We start from the raw sequence: 16,723 nt of genomic DNA on the forward strand, positions 1-16,723 counted from the left end.
AACCATGAAAATAATCTTAACAACATTCTTAGCCCTAACCGGCTCGCTGGCTCTTGCCCAGCAACACAACTCAATTAGTCAGAGCATTAGTGACGACGAGAAAAACCTGTCAATTCGCGTAAACGGCACGGTTGACGGTAAACCGATTGACTATGACCGTACGTTCGACGTATCGAGCCTGAACAAATCGGAACGAGACGCTCTGCGCGAACGTATCCTGGATTCGCTGAACATTCGGATGCCTGAGCCGCCTATACCGCCCACGGCACCAAAGGCACCTGAGCCACCGACCTTTCACAGCAAATCCGTGACAGTCATCCAGGGTAATGGACCCACAATTTCAGCCAGTGGAAGCGGTTCGCAGGTACTAGCCGTTGGTGGGAAGAATCCGTATACCAAAGAGGTGAATTACGATCCGGAATCAGGTCAGTTATTTTTACGCTACCGGTTTCAGAAAGATGGCGAAGATTTTACCTATGACCGTACCGTTAACGCCCGCGATAAGTCGCAGCAAGAGCGGCAACGTATCATTGATGGTGTTGAGAAAGAAATTGGTTTGCCTGCTAATAGTAAATGACGAACATAGAATCAACCACTTGGGCGATTCTTTTAAGCATCTAACCTTCGAAAATTTCGCTCAATTTGAGTTGAATCCCGGTCACCGGATCGGCGACTACACCTTCGGCAAAATTAACCTGACGACGGTCGGGCAGAAGGATAGAAACGGTTTGGACAGTTGGCACCACCAACCAGACCGATTTAACACCAGCGGGGAAATGTTTTTTATAGATGCGATCGGTCAGACTGTTCAGGCTTTGTTCAGGAGAGAGGATTTCGATAGTAGTCAACGGTATGTCCTGCACGACAATTTCATCGGCTAACCAGTCGGCCTTGCGTTTTGGCAGAATAGCCAGGTCAGGGCGGGTTTTGCCGGATGCAAAATCGAAATCAAGTTCGGTCAGGATACTGTATTGAGTACGATAGGATAATTTGAGCAGAAAAGCCAGATGACTCTGCAATTCAGAATGGTTGTAACTCGACATTTTTTCGTCGTCAAAGTCGGTGAGTTGTTCGATAACGGTCTCCATAGCGTAAGGACGTTTTTAACAGACGAAGTTTTTAATAAAGGTAACAGAAACTGTGCAACATGCTAACGAACTATCTCAAGATTGCCTGGCGAAATCTGGTCAACCAACGGGTCTATAGTCTAATCAATTTATCGGGGTTAAGTCTGGGACTTACTTGTGTGTTGGTTATTGTTTTATATCTCAAAAATGAACTGAGCTTTGATAGCTTTCACGACAAAGCCGACCGCATCTACCGGCTCACGAATACAACGACGAATGCGAGTGGTACCGACATAAAAAATCGAACCGGGAACACGGGAGCTGTTCAGGGCCCTGCCTTTGCAGCCAGTATTCCCGAAATTGAATCGGTGACGCGGATGATGGGCGTTTCGTTTAACGTTCGTAGTGGCAACGAAGGGTTTAACCAGAACGCGCACTACGTTGACACGAATTTCTTCCAGACCTTTTCATTGCCTTTGCTGGAAGGTACGCCCCGCTCCGTATTCAGTACGCTCAGGTCAGTTGTATTGACGGAGAAAACAGCGCAAACGTATTTCGGAACGACGCATGCTTTGGGGCAGACATTAAGCCTGGAAATGGACGGTACGTTTGAACCGTTCGTGGTGACAGGCGTTGCGAAAAATCCACTGCCCAATTCTTCGCTGCAATTCGAGATGTTGCTGTCGTTTGACTTTCTCGAAAGCAAGTACAAGAATGACCAATGGTTTAGTCAATATTTGGCCACCTTCTTCGTGCTACGTCCTGATGCGTCCCCGCTCAACGTTGAGCAAAAACTTGATCGTGTGTTTGCCGTTCTAGGACGTGATCAGGTTGCCAAAGCCGCTAAGGAGCGCGGCTATCAGGAACAGCGGCAATTCGGTCTTCAGCCTCTCACGGATGTTCACCTGACGCTGGAGTACGGGGGTGGCAATGAACTGGCCATGCCCACCAGCCCAATGATTCTTTATTTGCTGGGCGGAATCGCGCTGTTTATTCTGGCCATTGCCTGCATCAATTTTGTTAATCTGACCGTTGCCCGCTCGTTACGTCGGGCGCGGGAAGTTGGCGTTCGCAAAGTGATTGGCGGGAAACGTAGTCAGTTGATCAGGCAATTCCTGGGTGAATCTTTATTACTGAGTGCTATAGCTTTCGGGTTAGCGCTGGGCTTCGCGCAGTTGGTTCTGCCCTTCTTCAATGCCCTTTCGGGCCAAAATCTCAGCTTATCGTATTTGTTCGATACGCGGTTAGTCCTGCTCTACATTGGTTTGCTGATTATCACAGCGCTGCTGGCGGGGTCGTATCCGGCTTTTGTGTTATCAAAATTCAATCCGTCGCGGGTGCTGTATGGACGCGCTGGACTTCAGGGAAAAAATTACCTCAGTCAGGGATTGGTGGTCGTGCAGTTTGCCTTGTCGGTTTTTCTGATCATGGCTACGCTAGCCGTTTTTTCACAATTCAATTTTCTGACGACAAAAGATCTCGGCTATAATCCAGAACATCTGGTTCGGATTGACCTGCCAACGTTACGTACCGGTAATGACAACGTAACGCAACTGTTCCGGCAAAAGCTTGCCAACCAGCCTGATCTTGTCAGCGTAACGGCAAAAAATCGGCTGGATGAGTACACCAGCGTGCGAACCAACGATAAAGATATAGACGTCAATTACCTGCGCATTGATGAAAATTACTTACCAACGCTGGGCATTAAACTCGCTCAGGGCCGTAATTTCTCAACTGCTTACGCTTCTGATACGCTCGATAATGCCTTAGTTAATGAGAGCTTCGTTCGCGAAGCGGGCTGGAAAAACCCAATCGGCCAGCGAGTCATTTTTCCGGAGCGTGATAACAAAGCGTATCGTGTAGTAGGCGTTGTTCGGGACTATCATTATTCATCGCTACACGAATCGATCCAACCGCAGGTTTTTGTCGGCGATGCGGATTTGGCATTTGGCGAAATCTGGGTTCGGATACAGGCTGGCAACGTAACGCGAACGCTGGCCTTGCTTGATCGCACGTATCATCAACTAATACCACAGCATTTCTACAGTTATCAATTTCTGGATACGATTCTTGCTGAGCAATACGATCTGGAAGTTCGTCTACGGCAGATCATTACCTGGGCGGCCGGGCTTTGCCTGTTTATTTCGTGTCTGGGTTTGTTTGGCATTGCTACGTTCTCCGCCGAGCGACGGACCAAAGAAATTGGCGTTCGCAAAGTACTCGGAGCCTCGGTGGCCGAAGTGACTGCTCTACTTTCCCGCGACGTGCTTTGGTTGCTGGTGATAGCCCTACTGATTGCGATACCAATTGCCTGGTTGTCGCTCAACCGCTGGCTCGATACGTACCCGTTTCACGTAACACTAAGTGTATGGCTGTTCGTGGGAGCGGCTTGTTTTACGGTCGTTCTTGCCCTGTTAACGGTGAGTTTCCAGAGTATCAAAGCTGCCCTGATGAATCCGGTGAAATCGCTACGCAGTGACTAGCATAGGGCAAAGGGTTCGGGGCATGGGAAACAGTTGCTTCGCACCCCAAACCCTACGCCATATGCCCAAACCCCTATGCCCTATGCAACTCAACACCTTTAAATTCGCCATTCGTAGTTTACTGAAGACCAGACTTTTTGGTATTCTCAACGTAACGGGCCTCGCCATCGGCATGGCGGCTGCCGTGCTGATTTTACTGTGGGTGCAGAATGAGCTTAGTTTTGATACGTATCATACTAACGCATCGCGGACGAACCTGATCATTTCGCACAATCGAGTGAATAAGGAAGAAGTCTGGCACTGGTCAACAACACCTCTTCCGCTGGCTGAACAAGCCAGAAAACTACCGGAAGTCGAGCAGGTAGCCCGTATCGCCAGGCCTTTCTGGAATGGGGTGCCAATCCGGGTAAGGAATCAACTGGTTAGCGAAGATAAAGCCGCCTGCGTCGACGGAAGCTGGTTTTCTATTTTTGATTATAAACTCGTTGAGGGCAGTCTGACCGATTTTACGAAGAACATACGTAGCGTGGCGTTGACGGAGTCGAGAGCGAATCAGTGGTTTGGCTCAGTAAAAGCGGTGGGGCAAGTCATTCGGATTGATACGCTTGATTACGTAGTTCAGGCAGTTTTTGCAGACAATCCCACCAATTCAAGTTTTCAGTACGACTGCTTTCTGCCGATGGCCGCTTATCTGGCAAATCCCAAAACGTATGAAAACGACAACAACTGGGGAAACTTCAACTACGAAACCTACGTATTGCTCCGGCCAGATGCCGATCTAAAAAAGGTCAGCCAGAAGTTGACCCAAATTACTCAGATCGCGAAAAAAGACACTAAAACCGGCAAGATCGATACCAGTATTACGCTCGAAGCAGAACCGCTGGCCGATATGCACTTTGATACGCTTGACCGCTACGGTAGTGAGCAGGGCGACCGAAAAACCATTTTTATTTTTCTGGGATTAGCGCTGGCTATTCTGCTTACGGCCTGTATCAACTACGTTAACCTGACAACGGCTCGGGCGAGTATCCGGGCAAAAGAAGTAAGCGTCAAAAAAATAATTGGTGCCGGCCATGCCCAACTTTTTGGCCAGTTTATTCTGGAATCAGTAGTTATGTGTGTGGCTGCTTTGGGCCTAGCCTTGCTGCTGGTTTACAACTTCCTGCCGGCTTTCAACAACCTCACCAACAAAACCTTCCACCTTGCCTTTGACGATTGGTCGCTTTGGTCGGTACTGGCCGGCACTACGTTGTTAACCATTGTTCTGACGGGCGTTTATCCCTCAATCCTGCTGTCTTCGTTTCAGCCAATTCGGGCGTTACGTGGCCTCAATGTACCGGGTACAACCAACAGCACGTTCCGCAAAAGTTTAGTGGTTGTTCAGTTTACGGTTTCCATCATTTTTCTGATTGCCACCCTGGTAGTTTATCAGCAGATTCGGTTCATCCGCACCACCAAACTGGGTTACGACCGCGACCATGTGATTACCGTTCAGATGCCGTGGAATCTTCAGCCCAGGGTTGACCCGCAGACCTTAAAGGATAAATTGCTCACCGAATCGAGTATTGTAGACGCCACCATCGCCAGTCAGAACATCGTTGAGATTAAGAGTTCGCACAGCGGTAGCCTGGATTGGGACGGGCGCCCCGCCGATTTCCAACCGACTGTCAACCAGCTATCTGTAGAGCCCAATTTCCAGACGCTCTTCAACCTGAAGATGGCCCAGGGGCGCTGGTTCGCGGCAAACAGCACAGCCGACGAACAGAACGTAGTGTTGAACGAAACGGCGGTCAGGAAGTTCAATTTACGCAAACCGGTCGTTGGGCAACGGTTTCATTTTCAGAGCAGGAAGGGCGTCGTGATCGGCGTCGTAAAGGATTTTCACTTCAAGAGTCTGCGCGAAAAAATTGAGCCGCTGGTGCTATTCAATAACCCAGCCTGGCGAAACGGTCTGTACGTAAAGGTGGCAGCGGGTAAAGAATCGGACGCCCTCAAAGCAATCCAGAAAGCCTGGGCAGAGCTGATTCCCAGCCGTCCGCTGGACTATAAATTCCTGGATGAAACCTTCGACCGACTTTACCGAGCCGAAGAACGTACCGCTACGTTGTTCAACGCCTTTGCTGCCATAGCCGTACTGATTTCGTGCCTGGGTTTATTTGGATTAGCGACGTTCACGGCCGAAATGCGCACGAAGGAAATCGGGATTCGCAAAGTGCTGGGTGCGTCGGTCAGCAGCGTAGTGATTTTGCTCTCCCGAAATTTCCTAAAACTGGTCTTGATTGCCCTACTCATTGCCTCACCCCTGGCCTGGTATGCCATGAATCAGTGGCTGAACAATTTTGCCTATAAAATTTCCATTGAGTGGTGGGTATTTGCGCTGGCCGGCTTACTGGCGGTTGGGATAGCTTTACTGACCGTGAGTTTTCAGAGCATCAAAGCCGCTCTTACAAATCCAGTCAAATCGTTACGTTCCGAATAACAGAGCGGTAAGGGGTAAGGGCATGGGGCAGATGGTAAATGAGTTCGCTTCCTCTGCCCCATGCCCTTACCCCTATGCTACTACACAAACACCTCGTTCAGAGCTAGCTCGATACCCGTTTTTTATCATTCTCTCGCTTTGTCCGCCATTGTCCGCCCGGCGTCCGTTTGCGGACATTACTTTTCTATGGCATAAACATATCTAATTGATAGTTAACCGATTACAATCGTGGTACGTCATTTGGTCATGAAAGTACGTAACGTGTTCCATTCACTACGCGCTACGTACCTATGCTTCAGAACTATATTAAAATTGCCTGGCGGAATCTGGTCCGTAATAAAGCGTTCTCGGCCATCAATATTGTGGGTCTGGCGCTTGGACTCGCTACGTGTCTGCTTATCAGCCTTTACGTCTTCGATGAGTTAAGCTATGATCGTTCCAATAAGAAAGCGAGCCAGATTGTACGGGTCGTTTTTCGGGGCATCATGAACGGTGGTCAGATCAACGAAGCCAACGTCATGCCACCAGTGGCCCAGGCATTGAAAGCTGACTATCCAGAAGTTGAAGACGCTACCCGGATTCGTACAGCCGGCTCACCAAGCATTACCGTTGGCGACAAAACGTTTCGGGATGATCAGGTCGCTTACGTCGATTCCAATTTCTTTCAGGTCTTCACGCTCCCACTGCTTCAGGGTGATGCCAAAACCGCCCTGATTCAGCCCGGCACCGCGGTTATTACGCAGGCGATGGCGCGGAAATTTTTCGGCGACGAAAATCCGATGGGCAAATCCTTAACGATTAAAAGCTGGAATGCGCTCTTTCGGGTTACGGGCGTAATCGACAAAATGCCGGTCAATTCGCATTTTCATTTCGATATGCTGCTGTCGATGGCTGGCGTTTCGGATGCAAAATCACCGTCGTGGATGACGTCGGGTTTCTTCACCTATCTGGTGCTACCCAAAGGCTACGATTATAAACAACTGGAAGCGAAATTGCCGCAGGTAGTCAGTAAATACATGGGCTCGCAAATTCAGCAGGCGTTTGGTATGAGTCTGGCCCAGTTTCGGCGGAAAGGCAACGATCTCAGCTTTCTGCTACAACCCTTAACCGGTATTCATCTGCACTCAAATTTAACGGGCGAAATCGAAGCCAACGGCGATGTTCAGTACGTCTATATCTTCGGAGCCATTGCCGTATTCATGCTGCTGATTGCCTGCATCAATTTTATGAACCTGTCTACGGCCGGAGCCTCGAAACGAGCAAAGGAAGTTGGCATCCGAAAAGTAATGGGATCGGTGCGGCAAAGCCTGACCAGCCAATTTCTGATCGAGTCACTATTGCTAACATCAATTGCGCTCACACTGGCGATTGGGCTAGTGTACCTGACATTGCCGCTTTTCAACGAGCTGGCGGGGAAAAACCTGGTATTGAATTTTGCGGCTAGCCCGTGGCTTTTACCGGGCCTATTATTGCTTGGCGTAGTGGTGGGAATTCTGGCCGGAAGTTACCCTGCCTTTTTCCTGTCGTCGTTCAAACCCGTTCAGGTGCTGAAAGGCACCCGGTTTACGGGCGATCGCAAAAGTATCGGCTTACGTAGCGGTCTGGTCGTGGTTCAGTTTTTCATTTCCATTACGTTGATGATCGGTACGACGGTCGTATATCAGCAACTCGATTACATTCAGAACAAGAAGTTAGGCTATACCAAAGAGCAGGTACTGGTGCTGCCGGAAACGTGGTTGCTCGACAAAAAAGAGGACGTATTCCGCAACCAGATCATGCAGGACCCGCGGGTCGTGAATGTGAGTACGTCCGGTTATTTACCTGCCGGGCCAAGCAACAATAACAACTTCATGGTCTACCCCGAAAGTAATTCGACCCAGTTAGTAAAAACGCTCCGCTACGATGTCGATTATAATTACATTCCGACGCTGGGGATGCAACTGGCCGAAGGTCGGAATTTCTCCAAAGCGTATGGTACCGACTCGGCGGGAGTGATTTTGAATGAAACCGCAGCCCGGACATTAGGCTGGAACGATAAAGCTGTTGGGCACACGATCAGTAATAGCGACAACGACGGCAAAAAAGCAACGCTTCGGGTCATTGGTGTGGTGAAAGACTTCCATTTCCGGTCCATGCGCGAACGCATTTCTCCCCTGGTTATGGTACTGAGCAAAAACGCCGGTACGGTGATTGTTAAAGTGAAAACCAAAGACATCGCTGGACTCGTAGCTTCCCTGAAAAAGCAATGGGAGCAGCTCACTACCGATGCCCCCTTTACGTACTCGTTCCTGGACGAACGCTTCAACAATACGTATCTGGCTGAACAGAAAACCGGTCGTATTCTGGGTCTTTTCGCGGGACTGACCATTTTCGTGGCATGCCTGGGACTATTCGGCCTCGCTACGTTCACCGCTGAGCAACGGACCAAAGAAATTGGCGTGCGTAAAGTGCTGGGAGCCAGCGTCACCAGTATTGTCGGTTTACTCTCGAAAGATTTCCTCAAACTGGTGGCGATTGCCATTGTGCTTGCCTCTCCAGTAGCCTGGTACGTCATGAATCGGTGGTTGCAGGACTTCGCCTACAAAATTGACATAACCTGGTGGATGTTCGCGCTGGCCGGTGTCTTGTCGGTGAGTATTGCCTTACTGACCGTCAGTTTCCAGAGTGTGAAAGCGGCTCTGATGAATCCGGTGAAATCACTTAAAACGGAGTAAAGGCAGGAAGGGGAAGAAAGGGAGGAAGGTTAAACCCTCTCGTCCTTTCTTCCCCATCTTCCCTCTCCTCCTTCCCCCCTATGCTAACAAACTATCTTAAAATCGCTTGGCGGAATCTGGTTAAACACAAAAGTTACTCGATCATCAATATCGGTGGGCTGTCGGTAGGGATGGCCGTAGCCATGTTGATCGGTCTGTGGATTTACGACGAACTGTCGTTTAATACGTACCACCGCAACTACGACCGTATCGCTCAGGTCCTGCAACACCAGACCAGCAACGGAAAAATATACTCGGGTCCTGCTATCCCTTATCCGCTGGGGAAAGAACTCCAGACGCATTATGGCAGCAGCTTTAAATACGTGGTTATGTCATCGTGGGAAGGTGAACATATCCTGTCGTTCGGCGATAAGAAAGTGACAAAAACCGGCAACTTCATGGATGTCGACGCGCCTAAATTACTCTCGCTGACCATGCTGAAAGGGACTGATGCCGGCCTTCAGAACCCTAACTCTATTTTGCTTTCGGAATCCTCGGCCAAAGCCCTGTTTGGGAACGCCGACCCGCTGAATCGACTGCTAAAAATTGACAATAAGCTGGCGGTTAAAGTGACGGGCGTGTATGAAGACATTCCCTATAATGCTGAGTTCAAAGGCCTGACGTTTATTGCCCCCTGGACGTTATATACCGTTTCCGAAAACTGGATTAAACGCGACCGGGATGAGAGCCGGTGGGACGACAATTCGTTTCAGATTTTCGCCCAGATCGCCGACAACACGGACTTTGCAACGGTAGACCGCCGGATTATCAACTCTAAGTTCAACAACGTATCGGAGGAGGATAAGAAGTTCAAAGCCGAAATCTTTCTTCATCCCATGCGCGACTGGCGATTGCGGTCGAATTGGGAGAATGGTCAGAACACCGGCGGGCTGATTGACTATGTCTGGCTGTTTGGCTTTGTGGGTGTTTTTGTGCTGTTCCTGGCCTGTATCAACTTCATGAATCTAAGTACAGCCCGGAGCGAAAAACGCGCGAAAGAAGTAGGCATTCGCAAGGCTGTTGGCTCCGTCAGAACCCAGCTGATTAACCAGTTTTTTATTGAATCCCTGCTGGTGGTTGCGCTGGCGTTTGGACTGGCACTTTTATTGGTTCAGCTTATTCTGCCCTGGTTCAATCAGGTAGCCGACAAGCAGATAGTGGTCCTGTGGACAAGCCCCCTGTTCTGGCTCGTCGGTATCGGCTTCACGCTGTTTACGGGTTTTGTGGCGGGTAGCTATCCGGCTCTGTACTTATCGTCATTCCAGCCTATCAGGGTTCTAAAAGGTACGTTTAAGGCAGGACGATTTGCCTCCATACCGCGTAAGGTGCTGGTAGTCGTTCAGTTTACGGTGTCACTGGCGCTGATCATCGGTACCATCATCGTTTATAACCAGATTCAGTTTTCCAAGAACCGCCCCATCGGCTACGACCGGAACGGGTTAATGATGATTCAGATGAAGTCGCCGGATTTTTACGGCAAGTTCGATCTCCTACGTACGGAGCTTAAAAACGCGGGAGTCATTCAGGAAATGGCCGAGTCCTCAAGTCCACTAACCGATGTCTGGTCGAACAGTGGTGGCTTCGATTGGCCGGGGAAAGATCCGAATCTTGACCCTGATTTTGCGACTATCTGGGTTACCCACGATTTTGGCAAAACGGTCGGCTGGCAATTTAAAGAGGGGCGCGATTTGTCGCGGGCCTTTACGTCCGATTCATCGGCCATTGTTCTCAACGAAGCTGCCGTCCGGTTCATGAACATCAGGAATCCGGTGGGCACTAAGGTCCGTTGGGGAAGCGGGCCTAATGCCCGAGAATTCACCGTCATTGGCGTCGTGAAAGACATGCTGATGCAGTCGCCCTACGAACCCGTCAAGCAAACTGTTTACCTGATGGACTATTCGAATGTCAACTGGATTAATCTGAAACTGGCGCCGAACAAAAGCGTCAGTGAATGCGTGGCGGTTATTGAATCTGTTTTCCGGAAATACATTCCATCAGCTCCGTTCGATTACAAATTTGCGGATGTCGAGTTCGGCAAGAAATTCGCCATCGAAGAACGTATTGGTAAACTAGCCACCTTCTTCGCCGTACTGGCCATTTTCATTAGTTGTCTGGGGCTGTTCGGGCTAGCGTCGTTTATGGCCGAGCAACGGACCAAAGAAATTGGCGTTCGCAAAGTACTGGGGGCCAGCGTAATGAACTTATGGAGTCTGCTATCAAAAGACTTTGTTCTGCTGGTGCTGGTTGCTTTCGGCATTGCTACGCCCGTCGCCTGGTATTTTATGAGTAACTGGTTAGATCAGTACGAGTATCGTACACCTATTTCCTGGTGGATTTTCGCGCTATCCGGCGTAGGTGCCCTGCTGATCACGCTGCTAACGGTGAGTTTCCAGAGTATCAAGGCGGCCCTGATGAATCCGGTAAAATCACTCAAAACGGAGTAAAGGGAGGAGCGGGACGAAAGGGAGGATGGAAAATCTCACTTGTCCCTTTCGTCCCGCTCCTCCCTCTCCTCCTTCCCCCCCTATGCTAACAAACTATCTTAAAATTGCCTGGCGGAACCTGATGAAAAACAAAGTTTTTTCATCAATCAACATTGTTGGACTGGCCGTTGGCATGACCTGCTGCATACTGATTGCCGCTTTCGTGACCGATGAGCTGAGCTATGATCGCTACCCAGCGCAGGCCAATCAGATGTATCGGGTCGAGCTCCGCCTGACGGAGAACGGTGGCGTTACGGATTTTTCCAACGTCGATGCGGCTGTCGGGCCGGGCATCCAGGCTGCGTTTCCGGAGGTGCTGGCGTCAACGCGTGTATTGCCCTGGAGTCAGGTATTCATGCGCTACCAGGACAAGCAATTTAAAGAGCAGTCTATTGCCATGGCCGACTCTAACTTTCTGGAACTCTTCTCCATTCCGTTGCTGGAAGGCAATATAAAAACAGCGCTTAAAGAACCCGGCTCCATCGTGGTCACGAAGGCATTCGCTCAAAAATACTTTGGTACCAGTCCGGCGATGGGAAAAGCGCTTCTGTTTGGCAAACAACAGGAGGTTCGGAAAGTGACGGGCATTATCGACAAAATACCCAGCAATACGCACTTTCACTTCGACGCGTTTCTGAGTACGGCCGATCTGGGTATTAAGTCTCCGAGCTGGAGCAACGTCGGTTTTTATACGTATCTGGTCCTGAATAAAGAAGCGAATCCACAGAAGCTGGAAGCTAAATTTCCTCAACTGGTTGCCAGATACGTAGTGCCGGAAATACAACGGGATATGGGCGTCAGTTTGGCCGAAGCGCAAAAGTCGGTTAATACGTTCCGGTTTACGCTCATGCCACTGACCGATATTCACCTGCACTCGGCCTCCAAGTACGAACTGGCTACTAACGGCGACATTAGTTCGGTGTATATATTTAGTATCCTGGCAGTTTTTATCCTGCTCCTGGCGATTGTCAATTTCACCAATCTATCCACCGCCAGTGCTGCGAGTCGCTCAAAAGAGATTGGCATCCGGAAAGTGATGGGCTCGGTCAAAACGCAGTTGATCCGGCAGTTTCTGACCGAGTCGACGTTGCTTACGTTTCTTGCCCTGATTCTGGCCGTTGGCGCAGTTGGTCTGCTCCTGCCTTATTTCAATAAATTGGCCGGGAAAGACATTTCGCTTGATACGTTGCTATCGCTAAAAAATGGGGTGTTCCTACTGGCATTTGGCTTTTTTGTTGGGATTCTAGCGGGCGCTTATCCAGCCTTTTTATTATCCTTTTCAAAAATTACAGCAGTTTTAAAGGGTGGGTCTGCCGTACAAACTAGCCGTCGCAGTAACCTGAGAAGCGGCCTGGTCGTGTTCCAGTTTGCCGTTTCCGGAGCGTTGATCGTGGCCACGATGGTTACCTACCAGCAGTTACATTTCATGCAAAACAAGAAAATCGGTTTCGATAAAGAGCAGGTACTGGTTATTCAGGACTCGTATATGCTGGGGCAAAATGAGGCCGCTTTCAAAGAGCAACTTCAGAAAGATAGCCGCGTGCTTCAGGCCAGTCTATCGGCTAATATTCCGGTTGGTATGAGCAATATGGACGGTACGCAGATTTACGTCCGAAGCGACAATAGTAAAGAACGCCATGCCGATATCCAGACCAGCATTTACCACGTCGACGAAGAATACCTGAAAACACTGGGGATACAACTGAAAGAAGGCCGATTTTTCTCAAAAGCGTTTTCGACCGACTCCACGGCCACGATTATTAACGAAACGGCGGCTCGCGAATTGGGTCTGGGAAACACCAGCCCAATCGGCAAAACAATTGTCCGTTCTGGACAGCGGGAGTTTACCATTATTGGTGTTGTCAAAGACTTTCATTACGCATCGACCCGGCAAAAAATAGCGCCACTGATGATGCTTTTAGGGCGTAATTCCGGTGCGATTATCGTAAAGGTTAAAGCCGTCGACGCGTCTGATCTGATAGCCTCATTCCGGAAACAATGGGATGCCTTCAACCCACCCGCTCCGTTCACGTATTCGTTTCTTGATGAGCGATTTGCGTTCTTATACGAGGCCGAACAGAAAACAAGTCAGCTCTTTACAGTTTTTGCGGTAATCTCCATTGTGATCGCCTGCCTGGGCTTGTTTGGCCTGGCGGCCTTCACGGCGGAACAACGTACCAAAGAGATTGGGGTTCGCAAAGTACTCGGCGCATCGGTATTCAGCATCATTGGCCTGTTGTCGAAAGACTTTTTAAAACTGGTCCTGATCGCCATCCTCCTGGCAACACCCATCGCTTGGTTTGCCATGAATCGATGGCTGGAAGATTTCGCGTACCGGATCGACCTTGATTGGTCGGTATTTACGCTGGCGGGTTTGCTCTCTGTGGGCATTGCCTTAGTAACGGTGAGTTTCCAAAGTATCAAAGCTGCTTTAATGGATCCGGTAAAATCACTTAAAACGGAATGAAGGGAGGAGCGGGACGAAGGGGACGAAAGGGATAAGTGGGATTTTCCATCCTCCCTTTCGTCCCTTTTGCCCCTCTCTTCCCTTTACTCCCCCCAAAACCTATGCTTCTTAACTACCTCAAAATTGCGTATCGGAACCTGGTTCGTAACAAGGTATATAGCCTTCTTACCTTGCTGGGGTTAGCCAGCGGGATGATTTGCGCTATTCTGCTGGGCCTCTATATCTACGATGAGCTGACGTTTGACCAATACCATGCCAACGCGGCCAATATTTACCGGCTGAACCTGCACATCAAATGGGAAGACAATGAGATGAACATGGGAATTGTCTCGGCTCCGATGGGACCGGCACTCCGGCAGGAATACCCCGAAGTCAGTAATGTGTTACGTGTCAAGCCCGGCCATGAGGTGCTGTTTCGGGCAGGTGAGCAGGCGCTTTATGTGAAGAATGTTCTCTATGCCGATTCGACGCTGTTTTCGTTTTTCGATTATTCGTTCATCGACGGTCAACCACAAACGAGTCTGCTGCAACCCAATAGCGTCGTTCTTACGCAGAAACTAGCGCTTTTGCTGTTCGGAAAAACGGAAGGGTTGCGGGGTAAAGTTATCCGGGTGAAAGATGAGCAGTCGATAACCGTGGCGGGTGTAATTCGGGACGTTCCTACTAATCACCATCTGAAGTTTGACGCTATTCTGCCTTACAGCAATACGCAACTCAACGGTATCAATCTGACCAAGTGGGATAACTTCGGCTCAGTGACGTACGTACTGCTTCACCCAAACAGTGATGTTCGCCGGCTGAACAGCAAGATGCCCGAGTTTTACAAAAAGTACATTGCCCGGGCCATCGGTGATGACAGCGGCAAAGGTGTTACGTTCGACATTACGTTCCAGCCGTTAACGGCCATGCACCTGTACTCCAATCACCTGATGGGTGAAGAAAATGGGAGTAACATGGCCTTTGTGTACACGTTCTCGGTCATCGGACTGTTTATTCTGTTGATTGCCATCATTAATTACGTTAACCTATCGACCGCCCGCTCAACGAGTCGCGCCCGGGAAATCGGCGTCCGAAAAGCCATCGGTTCGTTACGTAGTCAGTTGGTTGGCCAATTCCTGGCCGAGTCGATGCTTCTATCGTTGCTGGCTCTTGTCCTCAGTTTAGTCTTGGTGCCTGCCTTGCTGCCCTTCTTCAATTATGTCACGGCCAAGACGCTGACTATCAACCTGTGGAACGTACAGATACTGGGCTTACTCCTGGGTTTCAGTCTGCTGATTGGCCTGGTCAGTGGCCTCTATCCGGCTTTTGTACTCTCTCGTTTCAATCCCGTAGCGGTTCTGAAAGGAGCATTCACCAGCAGCGGGAAAGGCATTTTACTCCGAAAATCGCTGGTGGTTCTACAGTTTACGGTTTCCATCATCATGATCGTCGGGACATTCGTCGTCTACCGGCAACTTCAGTATATGCGGCATACAGAGCTGGGATTCAATCAGGAACAAGTTCTTATACTTTCGTTAAAAGCGCCATCCGCTCAGCGTTCGGTTAAGGTTCTGAAAGACAAACTGCTCCAGAACCCGATTATCAAAGGAGCTTCCCTAACCGACGGTTTAGTTGGTGGTGAGGTCCATAATAAGACTACGTTTAGTTTCTACGCTGGCGGTAAAGAACAACCCATTAGCACCGAATATTTCTCGGTCGATCACAACTTTCTCGACGTTTTACAGATCGACCTGAAAGAAGGGCGCAACTTCTCGCCCAACCTGGCCAGCGATTCAACCGGAGCGGTACTCGTCAATGAAGCCATGCTTAAACGGTTAGGCTGGAAAAACCGGATGACAGGTCTGGTAGAATTCGACACGAAACGAATACCCATTGCGGGCGTTATCCGTGATTTTCACCTGCGTTCACTACGTAACAAAATCGAACCGCTGGTTCTTGTGCTGCGCGAAGACAGGGGCGACAGATTCATGATTCGGGTAGCGCCCCAGAATGTGCCAGATGCGTTGGCGTACGTCAAAAAAACATACGAGCAGATCAACCCAAATCAACCGTTTGAGTATGCGTTTTTGGATCAAACGTTTGCCGAACAGTACCGCGCCGACGAACGGAAAGGCAACCTGTTTTTGGGCTTTTCGGGTATGGCTATTTTCATCGCCTGTCTGGGTCTGTTTGGCCTCGCTACGTTCACCGCCGAACAACGGACCAAAGAAATTGGCGTCCGGAAAGTACTGGGTGCCAGCGTCACCAGCATTGTAGCCCTACTTTCAAAAGATTTTCTGAAGCTCGTCCTGATTGCGGTCATCATTGCCAGTCCTATCGCCTGGTACGTCATGAACCGGTGGCTAGCGGACTTCGCCTACAAGATTAATATGGCCTGGTGGATGTTCGCGCTGGCGGGTGTGCTGGCCGTCAGCATTGCCTTAGTAACCGTGAGTTTTCAGTCTATCAAAGCCGCCTTGATGAACCCAGTTAAATCATTACGTTCCGAATAACTAATTGAATTCTAAAAACTTACTCAAATCTAAACTAAGCACGTCAGATTGGGCCGATGAATCGACCAGACCACCGTTACCAAGACGATACCGATACCACTCAGCAGTTTTGTAGTTGTATACAAAGCCTTCCTGAATCCCATACAGACCACCCTCGACTAATCGAATGACTTTATCGAGATCGCTTTTGACAGCTCTGGTATGGCATACTTCAATAATGATGCGGGTTTGCTCCGTCTCGTTGTCGTAGAGGATTATGTCGGGAGTTGGGCTACTGACGCCCTCTCCAAGCATAGTCTCAGGAAGTGGTTCGTAAGCAATGCTTTTGTGATGGTAGTATAAAACACCCAATTCGACGTGCAGCTTGGAAATAATACGCTGGTGAGTGATTGGAGCATTTACACCCATCTCGTCCTCCATGACGAGGAATTTTTGAGGAATGAGATTCGGATAGTCCATATCAGTCGGGGTTTTTAATAAAACAACGTTTGTCAAATAT

Annotated in this window: 9 protein-coding genes; 7 read left to right on the forward strand and 2 right to left on the reverse strand. The window is 49.5% G+C overall.

What is annotated here, in order from left to right:
- Window positions 1–4: 4 nt before the first annotated feature.
- On the forward strand, window positions 5–577 hold the full coding sequence (locus IC230_RS01625; RefSeq protein ID WP_191037215.1) for a hypothetical protein: 573 nt from the start codon (window positions 5–7) through the stop codon (window positions 575–577).
- 40 nt (window positions 578–617) lie between these two features.
- Here IC230_RS01625 and IC230_RS01630 read toward each other — a convergent pair whose 3' ends face one another.
- Window positions 618–1,088, reverse strand: coding sequence for a Uma2 family endonuclease (locus tag IC230_RS01630; RefSeq protein WP_191037216.1), 471 nt, complete (start codon window positions 1,086–1,088; stop codon window positions 618–620).
- A gap of 59 nt (window positions 1,089–1,147) precedes the next feature.
- Here IC230_RS01630 and IC230_RS01635 point away from each other — a divergent pair, with 59 nt between their 5' ends.
- The 6 genes from IC230_RS01635 (at window position 1,148) to IC230_RS01660 (ending at window position 16,224) form a co-directional block, all read left to right on the forward strand.
- Entirely contained in the window at window positions 1,148–3,550 is a 2,403-nt protein-coding gene (locus tag IC230_RS01635; protein WP_191037217.1) for an ABC transporter permease, read from the forward strand.
- A gap of 82 nt (window positions 3,551–3,632) precedes the next feature.
- A complete protein-coding gene (locus IC230_RS01640; RefSeq protein ID WP_191037218.1) occupies window positions 3,633–6,029 on the forward strand; it encodes an ABC transporter permease in 2,397 nt (798 codons plus the stop codon).
- A gap of 290 nt (window positions 6,030–6,319) precedes the next feature.
- On the forward strand, window positions 6,320–8,743 hold the full coding sequence (locus tag IC230_RS01645) for an ABC transporter permease (protein ID WP_191037219.1): 2,424 nt from the start codon (window positions 6,320–6,322) through the stop codon (window positions 8,741–8,743).
- Between the two features lie 80 nt (window positions 8,744–8,823).
- Entirely contained in the window at window positions 8,824–11,226 is a 2,403-nt protein-coding gene (locus IC230_RS01650) for an ABC transporter permease (protein ID WP_191037220.1), read from the forward strand.
- Between the two features lie 82 nt (window positions 11,227–11,308).
- A complete protein-coding gene (locus IC230_RS01655; RefSeq protein WP_191037221.1) occupies window positions 11,309–13,732 on the forward strand; it encodes an ABC transporter permease in 2,424 nt (807 codons plus the stop codon).
- Between the two features lie 101 nt (window positions 13,733–13,833).
- The gene (locus IC230_RS01660; protein ID WP_191037222.1) at window positions 13,834–16,224 is read left to right on the forward strand and encodes an ABC transporter permease; all 2,391 of its coding nucleotides are present in this window, start codon (window positions 13,834–13,836) and stop codon (window positions 16,222–16,224) included.
- Here IC230_RS01660 and IC230_RS01665 read toward each other — a convergent pair whose 3' ends face one another.
- Window positions 16,225–16,683: a hypothetical protein gene (locus IC230_RS01665; protein WP_191037223.1), complete on the reverse strand. Its 459-nt coding sequence runs from the start codon at window positions 16,681–16,683 to the stop codon at window positions 16,225–16,227. It abuts the gene before it with no gap.
- Window positions 16,684–16,723: the final 40 nt, after the last annotated feature.

The sequence above is a fragment of the Spirosoma validum genome, from assembly GCF_014699035.1.
GTDB classification, from domain to species: domain Bacteria; phylum Bacteroidota; class Bacteroidia; order Cytophagales; family Spirosomataceae; genus Spirosoma; species Spirosoma validum.

Bases quoted from the DNA above. Each gene is read 5' to 3' on its own strand.
- IC230_RS01625 (WP_191037215.1), top strand. From the start codon at position 5: ATGAAAATAATCTTAACAACATTCTTAGCCCTAACCGGCTCGCTGGCT.
- IC230_RS01630 (WP_191037216.1), bottom strand. From the start codon at position 1,088: ATGGAGACCGTTATCGAACAACTCACCGACTTTGACGACGAAAAAATG.
- IC230_RS01635 (WP_191037217.1), top strand. From the start codon at position 1,148: ATGCTAACGAACTATCTCAAGATTGCCTGGCGAAATCTGGTCAACCAA.
- IC230_RS01640 (WP_191037218.1), top strand. From the start codon at position 3,633: ATGCAACTCAACACCTTTAAATTCGCCATTCGTAGTTTACTGAAGACC.
- IC230_RS01645 (WP_191037219.1), top strand. From the start codon at position 6,320: ATGCTTCAGAACTATATTAAAATTGCCTGGCGGAATCTGGTCCGTAAT.
- IC230_RS01650 (WP_191037220.1), top strand. From the start codon at position 8,824: ATGCTAACAAACTATCTTAAAATCGCTTGGCGGAATCTGGTTAAACAC.
- IC230_RS01655 (WP_191037221.1), top strand. From the start codon at position 11,309: ATGCTAACAAACTATCTTAAAATTGCCTGGCGGAACCTGATGAAAAAC.
- IC230_RS01660 (WP_191037222.1), top strand. From the start codon at position 13,834: ATGCTTCTTAACTACCTCAAAATTGCGTATCGGAACCTGGTTCGTAAC.
- IC230_RS01665 (WP_191037223.1), bottom strand. From the start codon at position 16,683: ATGGACTATCCGAATCTCATTCCTCAAAAATTCCTCGTCATGGAGGAC.